The sequence below is a fragment of the Pseudomonas sp. H1_D04 genome, from assembly GCF_054683855.1.
The window spans coordinates 872,734-888,995 of sequence record NZ_CP162826.1; the positions used below are offsets into that span (position 1 = coordinate 872,734).

The 16,262-nt window shown below is 60.8% G+C and carries 15 protein-coding genes and 1 pseudogene; 2 read left to right on the top strand and 14 right to left on the bottom strand.

Annotation, left to right across the window (positions count from 1 at the left end; genetic code table 11):
• Positions 1–11: 11 nt before the first annotated feature.
• The 6 genes and pseudogenes from AB4N82_RS04165 to AB4N82_RS04190 form a co-directional block, all read right to left on the bottom strand.
• A complete protein-coding gene (locus tag AB4N82_RS04165) occupies positions 12–1,409 on the bottom strand; it encodes a sigma-54-dependent transcriptional regulator (RefSeq protein WP_122752542.1) in 1,398 nt (465 codons plus the stop codon).
• The gene (locus AB4N82_RS04170; RefSeq protein ID WP_095183944.1) at positions 1,399–3,168 is read right to left on the bottom strand and encodes a sensor histidine kinase; all 1,770 of its coding nucleotides are present in this window, start codon (positions 3,166–3,168) and stop codon (positions 1,399–1,401) included. The genes AB4N82_RS04165 and AB4N82_RS04170 overlap by 11 nt, the downstream gene beginning before the upstream one ends.
• Positions 3,165–4,292 (bottom strand): GNAT family N-acetyltransferase, encoded by a 1,128-nt coding sequence (locus AB4N82_RS04175; protein ID WP_122764802.1) that lies wholly within the window; start codon positions 4,290–4,292, stop codon positions 3,165–3,167. Before AB4N82_RS04175 ends, AB4N82_RS04170 begins: the two co-directional genes overlap by 4 nt.
• 835 nt (positions 4,293–5,127) lie before the next feature.
• Positions 5,128–5,958 (bottom strand): annotated as a pseudogene (locus AB4N82_RS04180) (alpha/beta hydrolase); the annotation flags it as partial.
• Complete coding sequence (locus AB4N82_RS04185; RefSeq protein WP_032891824.1) at positions 5,955–7,349, bottom strand: aspartate aminotransferase family protein; 1,395 nt, start codon at positions 7,347–7,349, stop codon at positions 5,955–5,957. The gene AB4N82_RS04185 and the pseudogene AB4N82_RS04180, both read right to left, overlap by 4 nt.
• Positions 7,342–8,040 carry an MtnX-like HAD-IB family phosphatase gene (locus tag AB4N82_RS04190; protein WP_032891825.1) on the bottom strand — a complete coding sequence of 233 codons (699 nt, stop codon included), beginning with the start codon at positions 8,038–8,040 and terminating at the stop codon, positions 7,342–7,344. The genes AB4N82_RS04185 and AB4N82_RS04190 overlap by 8 nt, the downstream gene beginning before the upstream one ends.
• 226 nt (positions 8,041–8,266) lie before the next feature.
• On the opposite strand from AB4N82_RS04190, the gene AB4N82_RS04195 reads away from it, so the two are divergent.
• Positions 8,267–9,022, top strand: coding sequence for a MipA/OmpV family protein (locus AB4N82_RS04195; RefSeq protein ID WP_032891826.1), 756 nt, complete (start codon positions 8,267–8,269; stop codon positions 9,020–9,022).
• A gap of 52 nt (positions 9,023–9,074) precedes the next feature.
• Here the strand turns inward: AB4N82_RS04195 and AB4N82_RS04200 are convergent, their stop codons facing one another.
• The 5 genes from AB4N82_RS04200 to AB4N82_RS04220 all read right to left on the bottom strand — a co-directional run bounded on the left by AB4N82_RS04200 (position 9,075) and on the right by AB4N82_RS04220 (position 12,669).
• Entirely contained in the window at positions 9,075–9,467 is a 393-nt protein-coding gene (locus AB4N82_RS04200) for a DMT family transporter (RefSeq protein ID WP_032891827.1), read from the bottom strand.
• Positions 9,464–9,844, bottom strand: a complete 381-nt coding sequence (locus tag AB4N82_RS04205; protein WP_032891828.1) for a DMT family transporter — start codon at positions 9,842–9,844, stop codon at positions 9,464–9,466. Before AB4N82_RS04205 ends, AB4N82_RS04200 begins: the two co-directional genes overlap by 4 nt.
• A complete protein-coding gene (locus AB4N82_RS04210) occupies positions 9,841–10,761 on the bottom strand; it encodes an arginase family protein (protein WP_122764801.1) in 921 nt (306 codons plus the stop codon). Before AB4N82_RS04210 ends, AB4N82_RS04205 begins: the two co-directional genes overlap by 4 nt.
• A gap of 180 nt (positions 10,762–10,941) precedes the next feature.
• A complete protein-coding gene (locus AB4N82_RS04215) occupies positions 10,942–11,595 on the bottom strand; it encodes a DsbA family oxidoreductase (RefSeq protein WP_032891830.1) in 654 nt (217 codons plus the stop codon).
• A 54-nt stretch (positions 11,596–11,649) separates the two neighbouring features.
• The gene (locus AB4N82_RS04220; protein ID WP_032891831.1) at positions 11,650–12,669 is read right to left on the bottom strand and encodes an alpha/beta fold hydrolase; all 1,020 of its coding nucleotides are present in this window, start codon (positions 12,667–12,669) and stop codon (positions 11,650–11,652) included.
• 182 nt (positions 12,670–12,851) lie between these two features.
• Here AB4N82_RS04220 and metR point away from each other — a divergent pair, with 182 nt between their 5' ends.
• Positions 12,852–13,769 (top strand): transcriptional regulator MetR, encoded by a 918-nt coding sequence (metR, locus tag AB4N82_RS04225; RefSeq protein ID WP_460104471.1) that lies wholly within the window; start codon positions 12,852–12,854, stop codon positions 13,767–13,769.
• Positions 13,770–13,885: 116 nt separating this feature from the next.
• Here the strand turns inward: metR and AB4N82_RS04230 are convergent, their stop codons facing one another.
• Genes AB4N82_RS04230 through AB4N82_RS04240 form a run of 3 tightly spaced genes read right to left on the bottom strand, consistent with a single transcriptional unit; the run spans position 13,886 to position 16,179 of the window.
• On the bottom strand, positions 13,886–14,392 hold the full coding sequence (locus AB4N82_RS04230; RefSeq protein WP_032891836.1) for a GNAT family N-acetyltransferase: 507 nt from the start codon (positions 14,390–14,392) through the stop codon (positions 13,886–13,888).
• A gap of 24 nt (positions 14,393–14,416) precedes the next feature.
• The gene (locus AB4N82_RS04235; protein WP_032891837.1) at positions 14,417–14,830 is read right to left on the bottom strand and encodes an NUDIX hydrolase; all 414 of its coding nucleotides are present in this window, start codon (positions 14,828–14,830) and stop codon (positions 14,417–14,419) included.
• Positions 14,831–14,862: 32 nt separating this feature from the next.
• A complete protein-coding gene (locus AB4N82_RS04240; protein ID WP_122764800.1) occupies positions 14,863–16,179 on the bottom strand; it encodes a response regulator c-di-GMP phosphodiesterase, NosR family in 1,317 nt (438 codons plus the stop codon).
• Between the last annotated feature and the right edge of the window lie 83 nt (positions 16,180–16,262).

The following is a 16,262-nucleotide window of genomic DNA, read 5'->3' on the forward strand; positions in this document are numbered from 1 at the left end:
ATCGAGGTGTATCAGCGGACTATCTTGTCGACCTGGATGCCCAGCTTCTTAAGGCGATACCAGAAACTGCGCTCAGAGATCCCGATCTTCGCCGCCGCCGCAGCCTGCACGCCATTACTCTCCTGCAACGCCGCCAGTATGTAGGCCTTCTCCACCTCCGCCAGCGCCGCATCCAAGTCCTGAGGAATCCCTGGCCCGTCGCTGAGAATCGTCGTCACGCCCAGCTCGCTCGGCTTCGACGCAAACAGGTAACCCGGCAGGTCGATATCCTCGATGACCGGCGAGGCCGCCACAATCGTTGCGCGTTCCACACAATTTTGCAGCTCGCGGATATTGCCGGGCCAGTGATACGCGGCCATCGCCTGCAATGCTTCGGGGCTGAAGCCGGTGATGCGTTTGCCCGCAGTGGCGCTGAGGGTCTGGGCGAAGTGGCGGGCCAGGGGCGCGATGTCTTCGACGCGCTCGCGAAGGGCCGGCAAAGGGATCGGGAACACGTTGAGGCGGTAATACAGGTCTTCGCGAAACTCCTTCTTGGCCACCGCTTCCAACAGGTTCTTGTTGGTGGCCGCGATCACTCGCACATCCACCTTGCGCTCGCGGGGATCGCCCACCGGCTCGATGACCCGCTCCTGCAATGCACGCAGGATCTTGGCCTGCAACGCCAGAGGCATATCGCCGACTTCATCAAGGAAGAGCGTGCCTTTGTCGGCCTGCATAAAACGCCCTACCCGGTCCCCTACCGCGCCAGTGAATGCGCCTTTGCGGTGGCCGAACATCTCGCTTTCCAGCAGCCCTTCCGGGATTGCGGCGCAGTTGACCGCCACGAAGGGTTTGTCGGCACGGCTGCCGTGTTTGTGGATGGCACGGGCGACCATTTCCTTGCCGGTCCCGCTTTCGCCGGTCAGCAGGACAGTGGCGCTGCTGTCACGCACCGATTCCACCGCTTGCAACACCGTGCGAAACGCCGGGCTGTCACCCACCAGGCTGTCGAACTGGGCATGCTCATCCAGCTCGGCGCGCAGGCGTGCGTTGTCGCGCATGATGTCGCGAAACTGCAAGGCTTTGCTGACGGTGATGTCCAGCTCGTCGATATCGAACGGCTTGGCGATGTAGTCATAGGCGCCGTTGCGCATCGACTGCACGGCGTTTTTCACCGTGCTGTAGGCGGTCATCACAATCACCGGCACATGGGGGTAGCGCACCTTGATCTCCGCCAGCAGCGCCGGCCCGTCCATACCTGGCATGCGCCAGTCACTGATCACCAGGTCGATGTCTTCCTGCTCCAGCACCTTGAGCGCGTGCAGACCGTTACCGGCGATAAATACCTGGATGCCGTTCTGACTCAGGGCCGACGCCAGCAGATCACAGAGCTTGGGTTCGTCGTCGACCACTAGAATGTTATGCGTCATGACTGTCCTCGTCGTCTTCGCCCATCGCCGGAATGTACAGGCTGAAGGTGGCGCCGGCATCTTTCTCGCTGGCGCATTCAATGCTGCCGTCGTGACTTTCCATGATCGAATAGACCTTGGCCAGACCCAAGCCAGTACCCGAGGCCTTGGTGGTGACGAAGGGCGTAAAGATGCGCTCGACCATCTCTGCCGGAATGCCCTGGCCGGTGTCGGCAATGCTGATAACGGTGTTGTCGCCTACCGTGCGAATCCCCACGGTCAGACGCCCGCCTTCGGGCATCGCGTCGATGGCGTTGAGAATCAGATTGAGGCACGCCTGTTTGAGCTGCTTGGCATCCGCGTAAATAGTCGCGCCCGGTGCCTGGTCGTCGATCTGCGCATCGATGTTGTGAGTAGCCAGTTCCGGGGCGCAGAAACCGAAGATTTCCTCCACCAGCGGACGTGCCGGCTGCACCACACGTAGCGGCGGATTGGGCTTGGCGAAATCGAGGAACTCGGTGATCAGGTCGTTGATGCGGCTGACTTCACTGATCACGTACTCCAGGTGGCGCTTATCGGTGTCCGCCAGGTCGGCGCGGCGGTGCAGCAACTGGGTAGCGGTCTTGATGATGCCCAGGGGGTTGCGGATCTCGTGGGCCAGGCCCATGGCGACTTCGCCCAGTGCATGCAGGCGATCGCGGCGGCGCAACTGGGCTTCGAGGTGATGCAACTCGCCCAGACGCTCGGTCATATGGTTGAAGGTGCTGCTCAATTGCGCCAGCTCATCGCCGCCGCTGACCGCTACGCGATGGGTGTAATTGCCGGAAATCACCGCACTCACGCCTTGGGACAAGTCTCGCAGCGGCCGGGTCAAGCGCCGCGACACCAACACCCCCGCCGCCAATGACAGCGCCGAGCTGACCAGGAATATCAAGACGAACAGATTGCTCTGGTTGACCAGCCCCACCAGGCTGCTATGGCGCAGCAGGCCGCTGAAAATCACGCCCTGCAAATCGCCCGCGTCGTTGAAGATCGGCCAGTACAAACCGCTGTAGTTATTGGTGAATTGCTCGCTGGGCTGTTTGGTGCTGCGCATAGCCGCTTCGACATTTTTGGGGATGCGCGACGGGTGATCCTCGAAGCGCTGGGTCGAGAAAATTTCCGAGAAGCCCTCGGGGTTGGCCAGGTACAGGCGCAGGTCAAGGGAGTGCACATCGGCCACGCTGGTGAGGAAACTGCTGTCCAGGTAAGTGGCCACCAGCAACTGGTAGTCGACGCCGTCCCGGGAAGTGTCGAACGTAGAGACCACAATGCCCGTGCTCACGCCCGCCACCTGCACCGTCTGCAACACCGCGTTGCTGGTCAGGCTGATCTGCTTGACGATGTCGTCGGAGGCGGTGCTGAACACCGTTTTGTGGTCACTGACGCGAATCAACGCGACCACGTCAATGTCCGTGGCATCGGCGATGTCGGCCGTCAGCCGGTCGTGCCGGGCAGCTTGCCGGTTCTCCGGCGGGCTGGTGTAGCGCAGGAACAATTTGGCCATGCGCGCGTTGTCATGAAGGATGTCGCCGATCTCGTCCTTGACGATCTTGGTCGACTCCTGCAGCCAGATCCGCACGTTGCTGTCGAAAATCTGCGACAGCGTGGTGGCGGCCAACTCCGCCGCGATCATGGTGGGAATCACGCTGACCAACCAGAATGCCAGCACCAGCTTGCGCTGGACACTCCAGCGCGAAATGGCAAAGGGACGGGCTTTCTGGCGGGTCTTGGTGATCATCGGGTTTCGCTTATCGCAGCAGCCATGGCAGGGTCGGAACGGTCCGGTCGAATAAACAGTTTTACAAGCTTGAGCAGGCCATTGACCAGCCGGTTGCGGTGGCGGAAAAACACACTGTTGCCCTGGAACTCACAGCCCAGGCGCAGCTTACTGGCATACCCGGCCTGCCCGCACTCGTACACCGCAATATTGTGCTCAATACAATAGTCGACGTTGGTCAGCCAGCTACGGAAATACAGGTTGTAGTCGCGGGTGAAGTTCACGTCATGCCCGAAGAACTTGTCCACCAGCCGATGCTCATCCACCAGCATCAGGTTGAACGCCACCAACTGCTCGTCCACCCAGTAAAGCGCACACACCGCGCGTGACTCAAGGCGTTCAAGCACACCGGTGAAGTAGCCCGCAGGCAGGCGTTCGAACTGCAGCTCGGCGCGGGTGAGTGTGGCTTCGTAAAGGCGCATGACCTCAGGCAGTACATCGTCGATGTTGCGCCGCCACTCCACCCGTGGCCCCGGTGCGCGCAGTTTGCGACGCAGATCCTTGCGCGTGGATTTGCCCAGAGAGCCCAGGTAGGCGTCCACTGAACCGTAGGGCAACGGCAACACACCGGTGGGCAGGCTCGGCATGGTCTGGAAACCGGCGGCGCGACAACTGTCGGCCCAGTGCGGATCGTTGCTCGGCGCGTCCTTGACCGCCACCAGGCCGATACCGAAGTCATCGGCGTCGTGGCGTGCGGCGTCCAGCACATGCTTGAGCAACAACGGGCGGCGCGACTCGGGGACGTGGCGGGCAAATCCGGCATCACAGCGCTCGGCTACCGGCGAGCCGATGGCATAGAGGCCCAATGTCAAAACCCCCGGCCACCGTCGCTCAAGGCGTTCGGTGAAACGCTTGCCGACGCCTGAAACCGTGGTATCGAGGCGGTAATGGGTGATAAACGCGGGGGCGACTGCCACCAGGGTTCCGTCTTCGTAGACCGCAAGGTAGCGCCACTGGAAATCATCGAGGGCCGCGTTTTCCACGGCGACGTAATAGTCCCAGTCTTCCAGGGCACCGGGGAAGCAATCGTTCCACGCACTGCGCTGGAGGGCCCGGATGGTGGGGAAGGCTTGGGTGGTGATCACATCGTTTCCATATTCAGGGCCTGGGGCCGGCGATTTTTTGTGGTGAATGGGGCTATCTGTGATGAAAGGTTTTTTGTAGTGAATGGTACTTTTTGTGGTGAGCAGTACTTTTTGTGGTGAACGGCACCTTTTGTGGTGAACGGCACCTTTTGTGGTGAGCGGTACTTTTTGTGGTGAATGGCATCTTTTTTGGTGAGCGGTACTTTTTTGTGGTGAGCGGGCTTGCCCCGCGCTGGGCTGCGAAGCAGCCCCACTCCAGGCAACGAGTTTCTCCAGCTAGACCGCAATGGCCGGTTTTGGGGCGGCTTCGCCACCCAGCGCAGGGCAAGCCTGCTCACCACTAGAGCCCTGCACACCACAACACTCTGGAGGGTCCGGAGGGTGGGTAAGGCTTGGGTGGTGATCACATCGTTTCCATATTCAGGGCCTGGGGCCGGCGATTTTTTGAGGTGAATGGGCCTATCTGTGATGAACGGTTTTTTTGTAGTGAATGGTACTTTTTGTGGTGAATGGCACCTTTTGTAGTGGGCGGTACTTTTTGTGGTGAGCGGGCTTGCCCCGCGCTGGGCTGCGAAGCAGCCCCACTCCAGGCAACGAGTTTCTCCAGCTAGACCGCAATGGCAGGTTTTGGGGCGGCTTCGCCCCCCAGCGCAGGGCAAGCCTGCTCACCACTGGAGCCCTGCACATCACAACCCCTCTGCTCACCACTACAGCCCTGCACACCAAAACCCCTCTGCTCACCACCACAGCCCTGCACACCAAACCCCCTCTGCTCACCACTACAGCCCTGCCCACCACAAAACCCCTGCTCAGCAAACACTGAGCCGGAGCCCGCTGCAGATGTATGCCGCTCGATGAACGCAGCACTCAACTCAATCACCCGCCGGTATTGCAGGTCGACGGTGATCATGTGGTAGCAGTTATCCAGCAGAATCTTGGTCACTGGGCCGCCAAGGTGGCGCTCTACATAGTCGGCGTTCCAGCGGCTGGTGATGTCGTCCTCGATGGAGTGCAGCACCAGCGCCGGCACGTTGATCCGGGGCATGCGTTTTTTGACCACCGCGTTCATCCAGTGCAACTCGCGCACGGTGACGCCTTCCATGGTCAACAACCCCGCTTCGCTACTCTCGCCCTCTTTCATCTGGCGTTCGACAATCGCCCGCAGGCGCTCATTCTTGATGCCGTAGGGCGGTTTCTCAGTGAAGCGAAACAGACGCACACCAAAGGGAATCCGGATCAGCAACGGCGTGATGAACGCCATTTTGTTGATGCTCCAACCGTCGTACTTCAAGGTGGTCGAGTACATCAGCAGCCCGGCGACCTGCCCCGGGTGTTCCGAGGCCACGTACATCGACATCACCGCGCCCATGGACAAACCGCCAACGAACACCTGTGCGTGGCGCCGCTTAATCTGTACGAAGGTCTTGCGCACGCCTTCATACCAGTCGCGCCAGCCGGTGGCCTGCAGGTCGCTGTTATCGCCGCAGTGCCCCGCCAGCGTCGGCACGTACACCGTGCAATTGCCGGCCTTGGCCAGGCCTTTAGCGACCTGGCGCAATTCAGTCGGAGTGCCGGTCAGGCCGTGGATCAACAGGATCCCGACCGGACCATCACCGAGAACGAATCCGGCATCACCTTCACCGAGGTCGATCTCTGCACTGTTCACCGATTGGTCGCTCGCACCAGCAACTGCTCAAGCAGCTTCAGGCCCAGTTCGATTTCCGGGTAGCTGATTTCCAGGGACGGTGCCAGGGTGATCACGTTCTTGTAGTAACCGCCCACGTCGAGGATCAGGCCGAGTTTCTGGCCATCCACCACCATGTCGCCCTTCATGCCTTCTTCGACCATGTAGTCCAGGGTCGCCTTGTCCGGTGTGAAGCCATCCGGTCCGCAGATTTCGCAGCGCAGCGCCAGGCCCAGACCGTCGACGTCGCCGATGATCGGGAAACGTTTCTGCAGGTCCTGCAGGCCTTCGAGGAAGAACTTGCCCTTGGCCATGACCATCGCGCCGTAGTCGACTTCGTTGGTCATCTTGAACATCTCCAGGCCCACCGCCGTGCCCAACGGGTTGGAGGCGAAAGTGGAGTGGGTGGAACCCGGCGGGAAGATCTTCGGGTTGATCAACTCTTCACGGGCCCAGATGCCGCCCAGAGGGTTAAGGCCGTTGGTCAGCGCCTTGCCGAACACGATCACATCCGGCTGCACGTCGAAGTGTTCGATCGACCACAACTTGCCGGTGCGGTAGAAGCCCATCTGGATTTCGTCGGACACCATCAAGATGCCGTGCTGGTCCAGCACGTGTTTGAGTTCGCGGTAGAAGTTCATCGGCGGGATCACGTAGCCGCCGGTGCCCTGGATCGGCTCGACGTAAAACGCGGCGTATTCACTCTGGCCGACTTTCGGGTCCCACACGCCGTTGTATTCGGTCTCGAACAGGCGGGCAAATTGCTGCACGCAGTGGCTGCCGTACTCTTCCTTGGTCATCCCTTTGGGGCCCCGGAAGTGGTACGGGAACGGGATGAACTGCGCGCGTTCACCGAAGTGGCCGTAGCGGCGGCGGTAGCGATAGCTGGAGGTGATCGACGAGGCGCCGAGGGTACGCCCGTGGTAGCCGCCTTCGAAGGCGAACATCAAGCTTTTGCCGTTGGTGGCGTTACGCACCACTTTCAGGGAGTCTTCAATCGACTGCGAGCCGCCGACGTTGAAGTGCACGCGACCGTCGAGGCCGAATTTCTTCTTGGCGTCCACCGCGATCATTTCCGACAGCTCGATCTTGCCTTTGTGCAGGTACTGGCTGGCGATTTGCGGCAGGGTGTCGATCTGCTGTTTCAGCGCATTGTTCAAGCGCGGGTTGGCGTAACCGAAGTTGACCGCGGAGTACCACATTTGCAGGTCGAGGTAGGCCTGGTCTTCGGTGTCCCACACATAGGAGCCTTCGCAGCGGCTGAAAATACGCGGCGGTTCGATGTAGTGAACGGTGTCGCCGTAGGAGCAGTACTTGGCTTCTTTATCCAGGAGGACCTGGTCTTCGGCGGTAGCGATGCGGATATCAGACATGGTGGAAAATTTCCTGAGTGTCGGCAGTGAAGGAGGTAGCGTTGGCGGCGATGCCCTGAGGCAGTCGGGCCAGCAACGCAGGCACTTCGGCGAAGGTGTCGAAGCGCGCGTGAGGGATGTTGTTGGCCTCGCAGTACTGGGCGAGGCTGCCTTTGGCGAACACGAAGTCGGCGGTTGACGCCACGCACATGTCGGACTTGCCGTCGCCGATCACCAGCACGCGCTTGTTGCGCGGCGTGGATTTGCACTTGCAGTTGCCGGACGCGGCGCGGCAGGCATCGCTGGAATAGGGGAAATCGATGCGCCAACTGTTCTGGTCGACCTGGCGCAGGCGGTTAGCGAGGATCGGCAGCAAGGTCACGTAGTTGCGCGACAGGATCCGCGCAATGCCTTGCTCGATGCCGTCGCTGACCACTTCAATGGACGCGCCCAAGCCGATCACGTGATCGACGAAATCCGGGAAATCCGGGTCGATCTCAACGCTGTCGAAGTACGCCAGCAATTCGCTGGGGGTGGCCTTGATTAACGCCAGTTGGCGGCTCAGGCATTCGCGTGAACCGATATGCCCATCCAGCCATTGCTGCTCGATGGTTTCCCATTCGGGGCCGGCGAAGCGTTGGAGGACGTTGTCGATGACATCGGTGGGGGTGATGGTCCCGTCGAAGTCGCACACGATATGCCAATCAATCATTGTGGTTACCTTGATGGAGTGCGCTGTCTGCGCTTTCATCAGGGCTAGAGCAGGGAGTGTGCCAATTGGTTAAAGCCCCGCAGGGCTGGGGGTTTAACGGGTGTGAGCGGGGAATTTGTGTCGTCATAGCTACAATTTTTGTAGCTTGCTACAAACAAGATGAGTGCTTGCATGGGGGCGATGGTTTGCGCGTTCATGCGCGTGTATTCACTTAGGAACTGTGACCATGTTGAGGATCACATGCGCGGCGTTCGCCGGTTTACTGAGCCTCGCCGCTCAGGCCGAAGGCATCAGCGGTGACGTCGGCGCAGGCGTCAGCTACCAACCCCACGATCCGACCGGCAGCCGCTACGAAACCCGGCCCGTGCCCTATCTCGACCTCGACTGGGGCAACGTGAGCCTGAGCACCGACGACGGGCTGAGATGGAGCGCGCTGAACACACAGGGTTTAAGTGCCGGTCCGTATATCAATTACTTGCAGGGGCGCACCTCCAACGGTTCGCTGCAGGGGATGCGCAATGTGTCGGACATGGCCGAGGTCGGGGGTTTTATCCAGTACGCGCCGGCTGACTTCTGGCGGGTTTACGCCCAGTTGGGCCAGGCCGTCGGTGGCGGGCATTCCCAGAGCGGCGCGCTGGGCAAGGTCGGCGGTGAGCTCGGTTACCCGTTGGGCGGCGGAATCATCGGCAGCAGCGGCCTGGTGGCGCATTTCGCCGATGCACGCCAGACCCAGACGTTTTTCGGGGTGGATGATAACGAAGCGGCGGCCACAGGCTTCAAGGCCTACAACGCCAGTGGCGGCTTCCAGAACGTAACCCTGAGCCAGAGTTTCCAATTCCCCCTGGCGCCCAATTGGTCACTGCTGACCAGCGCAAGTTGGGTGCACCTGGTGGGCTCGGCGGCCAACAGCAGCATCGTCAAGCAGACCGGCGACGTGAACCAGGGCCAGGTACAGACGGCGATCAGCTACACGTTCGATTGATCACTTCGGCCTCATGTGAGAGGGACTTGCCCCTCCCACATGGGTCCGCATTTCAGTTTTCTTCGCCTTCGGCCAGCAGCGCTATCCCACCGATAATCACCGCCACGCCTACCCAGTGCAGCGGGCTGATATGTTCCCCCAGCCCCAGCCACGACCCCAGCAGCACCACCACAAACACCAGTGAACTGAGTGGAAACGCCAAGGACAAACTGCTGCGCCGCAGGATCAGCATCCACACGAAAAACGCGCCGATGTAGCAGGCAATCGCTGCGAGGATCCCAGGGTTCCGCGCCACGTCGGCCAGCCACTGCCAGTTGAAATCCATTTGCCCCAACTGGTCACCGGCGACTTTGGTAAATAACTGCCCGGCGCTCTCGGTGCAGATCAGTAAGGCCCATAGCACCACGGTGCCAAAACGCCCATGCAACCACGCGTGCGAATTCATGCCTGACTCCCTGCAATCGCCACCAGCATCACCCCCAAGGTAATCACCAGCGTGCCCAGCCAACGGCGGCGGCTGACGGTTTCGCCCAGCACCACTTTGCCCGCCAGCACCACCCCGCAATACGCCAGCGCAGCGGCTGGAAACAACAGGCTCAACGGCGCGCGGGACAAGGCTTCCAGCCAGATAAAAAACTCAATGACGTAGGCCCCGATCCCCGCCCACAGCAACGGCGCATTAAACACCTGGCCCCAGAACGCGTTCAGGCGAAAGCCACCTTCCAGCTCCGGCAAACGGTCCAGGCCGAGCTTGAAACACAACTGGCCGATCACATCGAGCACGATGGAAAACGCCACCAGCAACACCACGGTCAACGTCACGGGAACAGCTCCTCAAACAGGTCGATCAGGGCCTCATTGGTGGCGGCGTTGCGCTGCAAATCCTCGGGGCTCCAACGCTCCGCTGGAGGCTGGTCAGACTTGGCTTCCCAGCGCTTGAAAGCATTGCTGAAGGCCGGTGTAGCGAACTCGCCGCACACGTCGATACCGATGATGCGCTTGCGTGCCTCCAGCGCGCGTAAGGCTTGCAACAAGTGGGTCAGGCGCATGCCGCCCTGGTCCCAGTTAGTCGCCGCGTCTTCGCTGGCGAGCACGTCTTTGTCGACGGTAATCCAGATCGCGTCAGTGGGCAGGCTGCTGATCATCTGCTCCAGGAATGCAGCCCAATCCAGCTCAGCAAGGTTGCGCCAGTGCAGGTGGTTTTCCTGCTGTTGGTGACCGGCGCCATCGCCGACCCTGCCCCACACTTTCGACGGCGGGTGTTGCCACGGGAACAGCTGCAAATGCCCGCGCTTGAGCGCACCAAGGTTGCCGCCGCGCAGCTGCGGGTTGTGCAGGTCATCGCTGCACGGGCCGAGGGTGACGATGCGTTTGATCGCCGGCATCTTCAGCGCGCGATTGACCCACGAACCGCAGTGGCGCTTGGGCGCAAAGCGCACCCAATCGGGATGGTTGTCGAAGTGGATCAGGCTGATGGGTTCTTTGAGATCGGCAAGGAATGCTGGCGTGAGGTGGTGATAATCGCCGGAGCCGACAAACAGGATTTCCGGTCGCGCATCCGTGGGCCGTGGCCGCTGGGCCAGGCGTTCAGCGAAGCGTTTCCAGGTTTTTTCGGTGGACCACAGGCGCAGCTTAGGGCCCAGGTCGAGCAGGTCGATGCGCGTGGCACGGCCACTGGCCAAACGCCGGGCAATCGGTGCCTGACCGGTGAGGCTGTGGTCGAGGTCAAGAATGTTCAAGGTAATGTTTCCCCTATGGCTTTAGGGGGTCAATGCAAGGGGCGGGCCAGCGAGATATTCAGATTCACACAGAATCTCATGTGGGAGGGGGCTTGCTCCCGATAGCAGTGGTTCAGTCAATACAGGTGTTGACTGACACTCAGCTATCGGGAGCAAGCCCCCTCCCACATGGGAACACGGTCAGGCTCGGGCTTCGTTGATGATCTGGCGAATCGCGCCCACAAAGGCTTCCGCCGGCTGGCCACCGCTGACGGCGTACTGGTCGTTGAACACGATGGTCGGCACCGACGTCACGCCACGGGAGGTCCACAACTGCTCTTGTTCACGGACTTCGGCGGCGTACTCGTCGGAGGCGAGAATCTCGGCGGCGCGCTTGATATCCAGGCCAACGCTCTCAGCAATAATCGCCAGGGTGGCGTGGTCGGACGGGTCTTGGCCATCGGTGAAATAGGCCTTGAACAACGCTTCCTTGAGGTTGTACTGCAAACCTTCAAGGCCAGCCCAATGCAACAGGCGGTGGGCATCGAAGGTGTTGTAGATACGGCTCTGGCCATCTGTGCGGAAGGCAAAGCCCAACTCGGCGCCCATGTCGCGGATACGCGCACGGTTGGCCTGGGACTCTTCGGCGGTCGAGCCATATTTTTCAGTGATGTGCTCGACGATGTTCTGACCCATGGCGGGCATGTTCGGGTTCAGTTCGAACGGTTGGAAATGAATCTCGGCCTGCACCTCGGTGCCCAGTTGGTCGAGGGCCTCAGTCAGGCCGCGCAGGCCGATGATGCACCAGGGGCAGGACACGTCGCTGACGAAATCGATTTTCAGGGGAGTACTCATGGTAGGCAACCTCGTTGGCAGTCATACGCCGCAAAGGTTGCACGATACACCACCTCACAGCAGCTTCGCAGGCGCCGCCTGATCAATCTGCGCCCAATGGGCCGCGTCTTCACGATGAGCTTGCAGGTACGGCAACACGGCCGTCAGCAGCGGCGCCTTGAAGGCTTCCTGAAAACGATGGGCCATGCCGGGAATCAGCTTCAATTGGCTGCCCTGGATATGCGCCGCCAGGTGCACGCCGTGCATCACCGGCAACAACGGATCGGCGGTGCCGTGGACCACCAGGGTCGGCACGCGCAACTGGTTGAGCAACGGCACGCGACTCGGCTCAGCGAGAATCGCCATGATCTGGCGTTTCACGCCCTCCGGGTTGAAGGCGCGGTCGTAGGACAGCGCCGCCTGGTGCAGCAACGCTTGGCGATCATCCTTGATAGTCGGACTGCCCAGCGCGGCCAGCAAGTCAGCCTGTTGCTCCAACGCGACTTCACGATTGGGCGCGCCGCGCCGTGACAACAGTTGCACCAGCGCCGCACTCGGTGCCGGCAAGCCTTCAGCGCCAGAGCTGGTCATGATCAAGGTCAGGCTCTCCACACGCTGCGGCGCCATGGCCGCCAAGTGCTGGGCGATCATGCCGCCCATGCTCGCGCCGAGGACGTGGAACTGTTGAATCTGCAACGCGCTCATCAGCCCGAGCGCATCATCGGCCATATCGGTCAGGGTGTAAGGCGCCGCCACCGGCAAGCCGAGCTTGTAGCGCAGCACTTCAAACGTGAGATTGGCGTTGGCCGGCGCCTCGCGCCAAGTGGACAGGCCGACATCCCGGTTGTCATAGCGGATCACCCGAAAGCCTTGTTGGCAGAGGGCAACCACCACTTCGTCCGGCCAGTGGATCAACTGCCCGCCCAGGCCCATCACCAGCAGCAAGGCCGGGTCGGACGCACGGCCGATACTCTGGTAGGCGATGCTCACCTTTTCCAGGTCGACCGTTTGGGTCGGGACATTGACATCACATCGAGACGCCGCAAAAGACGGCAGGCCGAACAATAAGGCGGCCAGTAAAAGCAACACGCGCATGAAAAACACCGAAACGCAGAACCCCAGTAGAGCGCGAGTCTGATGAAGTTTGTTCAAGCGCGCTGCCACACTTCCATGACAGTTTGATGAAGAGTGCCCAGTGGTCGTGGTCGACATGCCTTGCAACATGAGACAAACTCACGCTATTCAACTTCGTCACAAATTGTCTTCATGGAGAGCACGTGCTCGAAATCCGTCACCTCAAGACCCTGCACGCCCTGCGCGAAGCCGACAGCCTGGTGGAAGCCGCTGAGCGCCTGCACCTGACGCAATCGGCGCTGTCCCACCAGTTCAAGGAGTTGGAGGAACGCCTGGGCATGCAACTGTTCGTGCGCAAGACCAAACCGCTGCGCTTCACCAGCGCCGGTCTGCGCCTGCTGCAACTGGCCGACGCCACCCTGCCCTTGCTGCGCGGCGCCGAGCGCGACATCGCACGTTTGGCCGGCGGCACCGCCGGGCGTCTGCACATGGCGATCGAGTGTCACAGTTGCTTCCAGTGGCTGATGCCAACCATCGACCAGTTCCGCGATGCCTGGCCCGAAGTCGAACTGGACCTGGCTTCAGGCTTCGCCTTCGCGCCGCTGCCGGCCCTCGCCCGCGGCGACCTCGACCTGGTGGTGACCTCCGACCCGCTGGAACTGCCGGGCATCACCTATGTGCCGCTGTTCACTTACGAAGCCATGCTCGCGGTGGCCAATCAGCACGCGCTGGCGAGCAAGTCGTTCATCGTGCCCGAAGACTTGCTTCCCGAAACCTTGATTACCTACCCGGTGGAGCGCGATCGTCTGGACATCTTCACCCGCTTCCCGGAGCCCGCCGACATCGAGCCGGCCCAGGTGCGAACCTCGGAACTGACGGTGATGATGATGCAACTGGTCGCCAGCGGCCGTGGCGTGTGCGGCATGCCCCACTGGGCGTTGCATGAATACAGCTCGCGTGGCTACGTAAAGGCCAAGCGCTTGGGTGAGAAAGGTTTGTTTGCGACGCTGTATGCGGGGATTCGTGCGGACATGCTGGATGCGCCGTATATGCGCGACTTTTTGCTGACAGCCAAGGACACGTCGTTTTCCACTTTGGACGGAGTCAGCGCGGTGCGTTGAAACCACACAGTTCCAACTGTGGGAGGGGGCTTGCCCCCCGATGGCGATTGCACATTCAACATTTCTGTTTGCTGACACTCTGCTATCGGGGGGCTAGCACCCTCCCTCATTGGATCTCAGTCAGCCTTGAGTTCGCGCCACATGTGGATTTTATCGAAGTAATCCACGCCCACCCGCACCGCCAGCGGCTCCAGGCCGTACTGGATAAACCCGCAACGTCGGTACAGCGCAAACGCTGCATCGTTGCCAGCGGTGACGGTCAGTTGGATGACTTTGAGGCGCGGATGTTGGCGCGCTTCATCCAGCGCCGCTTCCACCAACCGTCGGCCCAAGCCCTTCTGCTGATAAGCCTCGGTCACGTACATCCCAAACAAGGTCACTTTGTGCCGCGCCTTCTCCCGAAGCTCGAACGCCAGGCCGACGATGCCAGCCAGTTCATCCCCTGAATACGCGCCGAGCAAACGATCCTGGCGCCCGTCCAGACGCTTTTCCCACCAGCTCAACGGCATGGCTGCGCGCTCGGCCACACTGGAGGTGAATGCCTGGGGATAAGCGCCATACGCCTCCAGCATCAACGCTCGATAAGCCTCGGCGTCGTTGCCGCCCAGCGTACGGATGATCACGTTTGAGTCCTTTGCGCCTGAGCGTCAGGCAGTAATGGCCAGCGATGAGCGATAGAACGGCAGGATCTGGTCACGGGTCAAGGGCGCCAGCACCAGGCCGCCATCACCGGCAGGGTCGATCCAGCGAACCTCTTCGATTTCAGCAGCCGGACTGACCTGCGCATCGATCTGCACTTGGAACAATTGAGCTTGCACGGTGAATCCGGGCTCATTGACCGCAGGGGCCGAGAAGTTACCCAGGTAGACCGCGTCGCTGGGTTTGATGCGCAGGTTCAGCTCTTCGTACAACTCACGGGCCAGGGCCTCGGCAGGTTGCTCACCGGCGTCGATCTTGCCACCGGGTTGCATAAAGGCCTGGGTGCCGCGCTTGCGCACCAGCAGGGTTCGGCCGTCAGCGCCGATCAGCAGGGCGGCGGCGATACGGATAGTGGTAGGCATGAATTGAACACCTTGAATTCAAAAAATAAACATTATTGGAGCACTGCTTCGGTGTCGTCCGGCTTCTTGATAAACACGCTGTACTTGGCGCCTTCCATCGCTTCGAACGCAATCAGCTTGTCCACCAACGGCAGGTTCAGCACCTTGCCGGCGTTGAGCAGCAACATCCCGTTGTCGGCATTGAGGTTGCGCGCCAGGACCATGCCATCGGCCAGTTCCCGGGTGCTCAACACTTTGACGGTCGGGTCGCCCAGGGTCACATCACTGAGAAATGCCGCGCAAGCCTGGACGAAGTCCTCGATCAGCTCTGGATCGTAGAGGCGCCCGGCGTATTTGCGGATATATAACAGCGCTTCATCGCTGTTCAGATGCCGCTCAAGGATCAGGCCCTTCTGCAGTTCGATAAAGTCCACCGCCAGCTTCAGCAGGCGCGAACCGAACGGAATCGCATCGCCCTTGAGGTGGTCGGGAAAACCACTGCCGTCCCAGCGCTCCTGATGGTGACGAATCATCCGCGCCGCATCCTTCATCGGCTCCAGGGTCATCAACAGCGATTCGCTCTGGGTCGGATAACCGCGGTACCGTTCGCGATCGGTGCTGTGCAGCTTGTCGGCCGGTTCGATCAACATGCTGTCGCTCCAGCTCAGCTTGCCGATGTTGTACAACGCAGCTGCCATGGCCAAGTCACGGGCGCTGGCGTCGTCTATGGACTGGGCGGTGCAGTACACGCGCACCAGTTCGATCAGCGCGCGGTTGGTCTGTTTGTCCTTGGGTAGACGCAGGTTGGCCAACAACGAAAACACTTCGGTGCCGGTCACGTAGCTGCGCTTGAGCTCGTCATAGGCCAGATCGAGCATATCGGCGGTTTGCTGCAACTCGGACGTGCGCGCTGCCACCCGTTTTTCCAGCGTGTTGTTGAGCGCCTTGAGCTGCTCGTTCTGCTCCTGGGTCAAGCGCTCCAGGCGCTGATGCTCCAGAGCCTGCTGCAAGATCAGCTTTAGTTCGTCGTCGTTCCAGGGTTTGCCGATATAGCGGTGGATCTGGCCTTCGTTGATCGCCTTGATGATGGTCGGCAGGTCGGCGTAGCCGCTGAGCAGAATGCGACTGGTAGCGGGATAAAGGCGATGAACCTCGGCCAGCAATTGCGCGCCGTCCATGCCCGGCATGCGCGCATCGCTCATCACCAGGTCAATGGGTTGGGCGGCCATGATCTCCAGGGCCAGGGCGCCGCTGCCCGCGAGCACTACATCGAAGGGTTGGCCGCGCAACAGGCGGCGCAAGCTGTTGAGGATCGACTCTTCATCGTCGACCAGCAAAATAGTGGGTTTCGTCGCAAGTTGTTCATCCATGCCTACTGCGCCTTCACATTGAACTGAATGGAGCTGAATTGAACCCTGGTACTAAGCCGTGTTCCCTCGCCCAAGGCGCGGGC

What these genes read in the sequence shown, in the direction of transcription:
- AB4N82_RS04235 (WP_032891837.1), bottom strand. Translation starts at nt 14,830, where the DNA reads ATGCCTACCACTATCCGTATCGCCGCCGCCCTGCTGATCGGCGCTGAC.
- AB4N82_RS04195 (WP_032891826.1), top strand. Translation starts at nt 8,267, where the DNA reads ATGTTGAGGATCACATGCGCGGCGTTCGCCGGTTTACTGAGCCTCGCC.
- AB4N82_RS04240 (WP_122764800.1), bottom strand. Translation starts at nt 16,179, where the DNA reads ATGGATGAACAACTTGCGACGAAACCCACTATTTTGCTGGTCGACGAT.
- AB4N82_RS04215 (WP_032891830.1), bottom strand. Translation starts at nt 11,595, where the DNA reads ATGAGTACTCCCCTGAAAATCGATTTCGTCAGCGACGTGTCCTGCCCC.
- AB4N82_RS04220 (WP_032891831.1), bottom strand. Translation starts at nt 12,669, where the DNA reads ATGCGCGTGTTGCTTTTACTGGCCGCCTTATTGTTCGGCCTGCCGTCT.
- AB4N82_RS04170 (WP_095183944.1), bottom strand. Translation starts at nt 3,168, where the DNA reads ATGATCACCAAGACCCGCCAGAAAGCCCGTCCCTTTGCCATTTCGCGC.
- AB4N82_RS04185 (WP_032891824.1), bottom strand. Translation starts at nt 7,349, where the DNA reads ATGTCTGATATCCGCATCGCTACCGCCGAAGACCAGGTCCTCCTGGAT.
- AB4N82_RS04190 (WP_032891825.1), bottom strand. Translation starts at nt 8,040, where the DNA reads ATGATTGATTGGCATATCGTGTGCGACTTCGACGGGACCATCACCCCC.
- AB4N82_RS04165 (WP_122752542.1), bottom strand. Translation starts at nt 1,409, where the DNA reads ATGACGCATAACATTCTAGTGGTCGACGACGAACCCAAGCTCTGTGAT.
- AB4N82_RS04200 (WP_032891827.1), bottom strand. Translation starts at nt 9,467, where the DNA reads ATGAATTCGCACGCGTGGTTGCATGGGCGTTTTGGCACCGTGGTGCTA.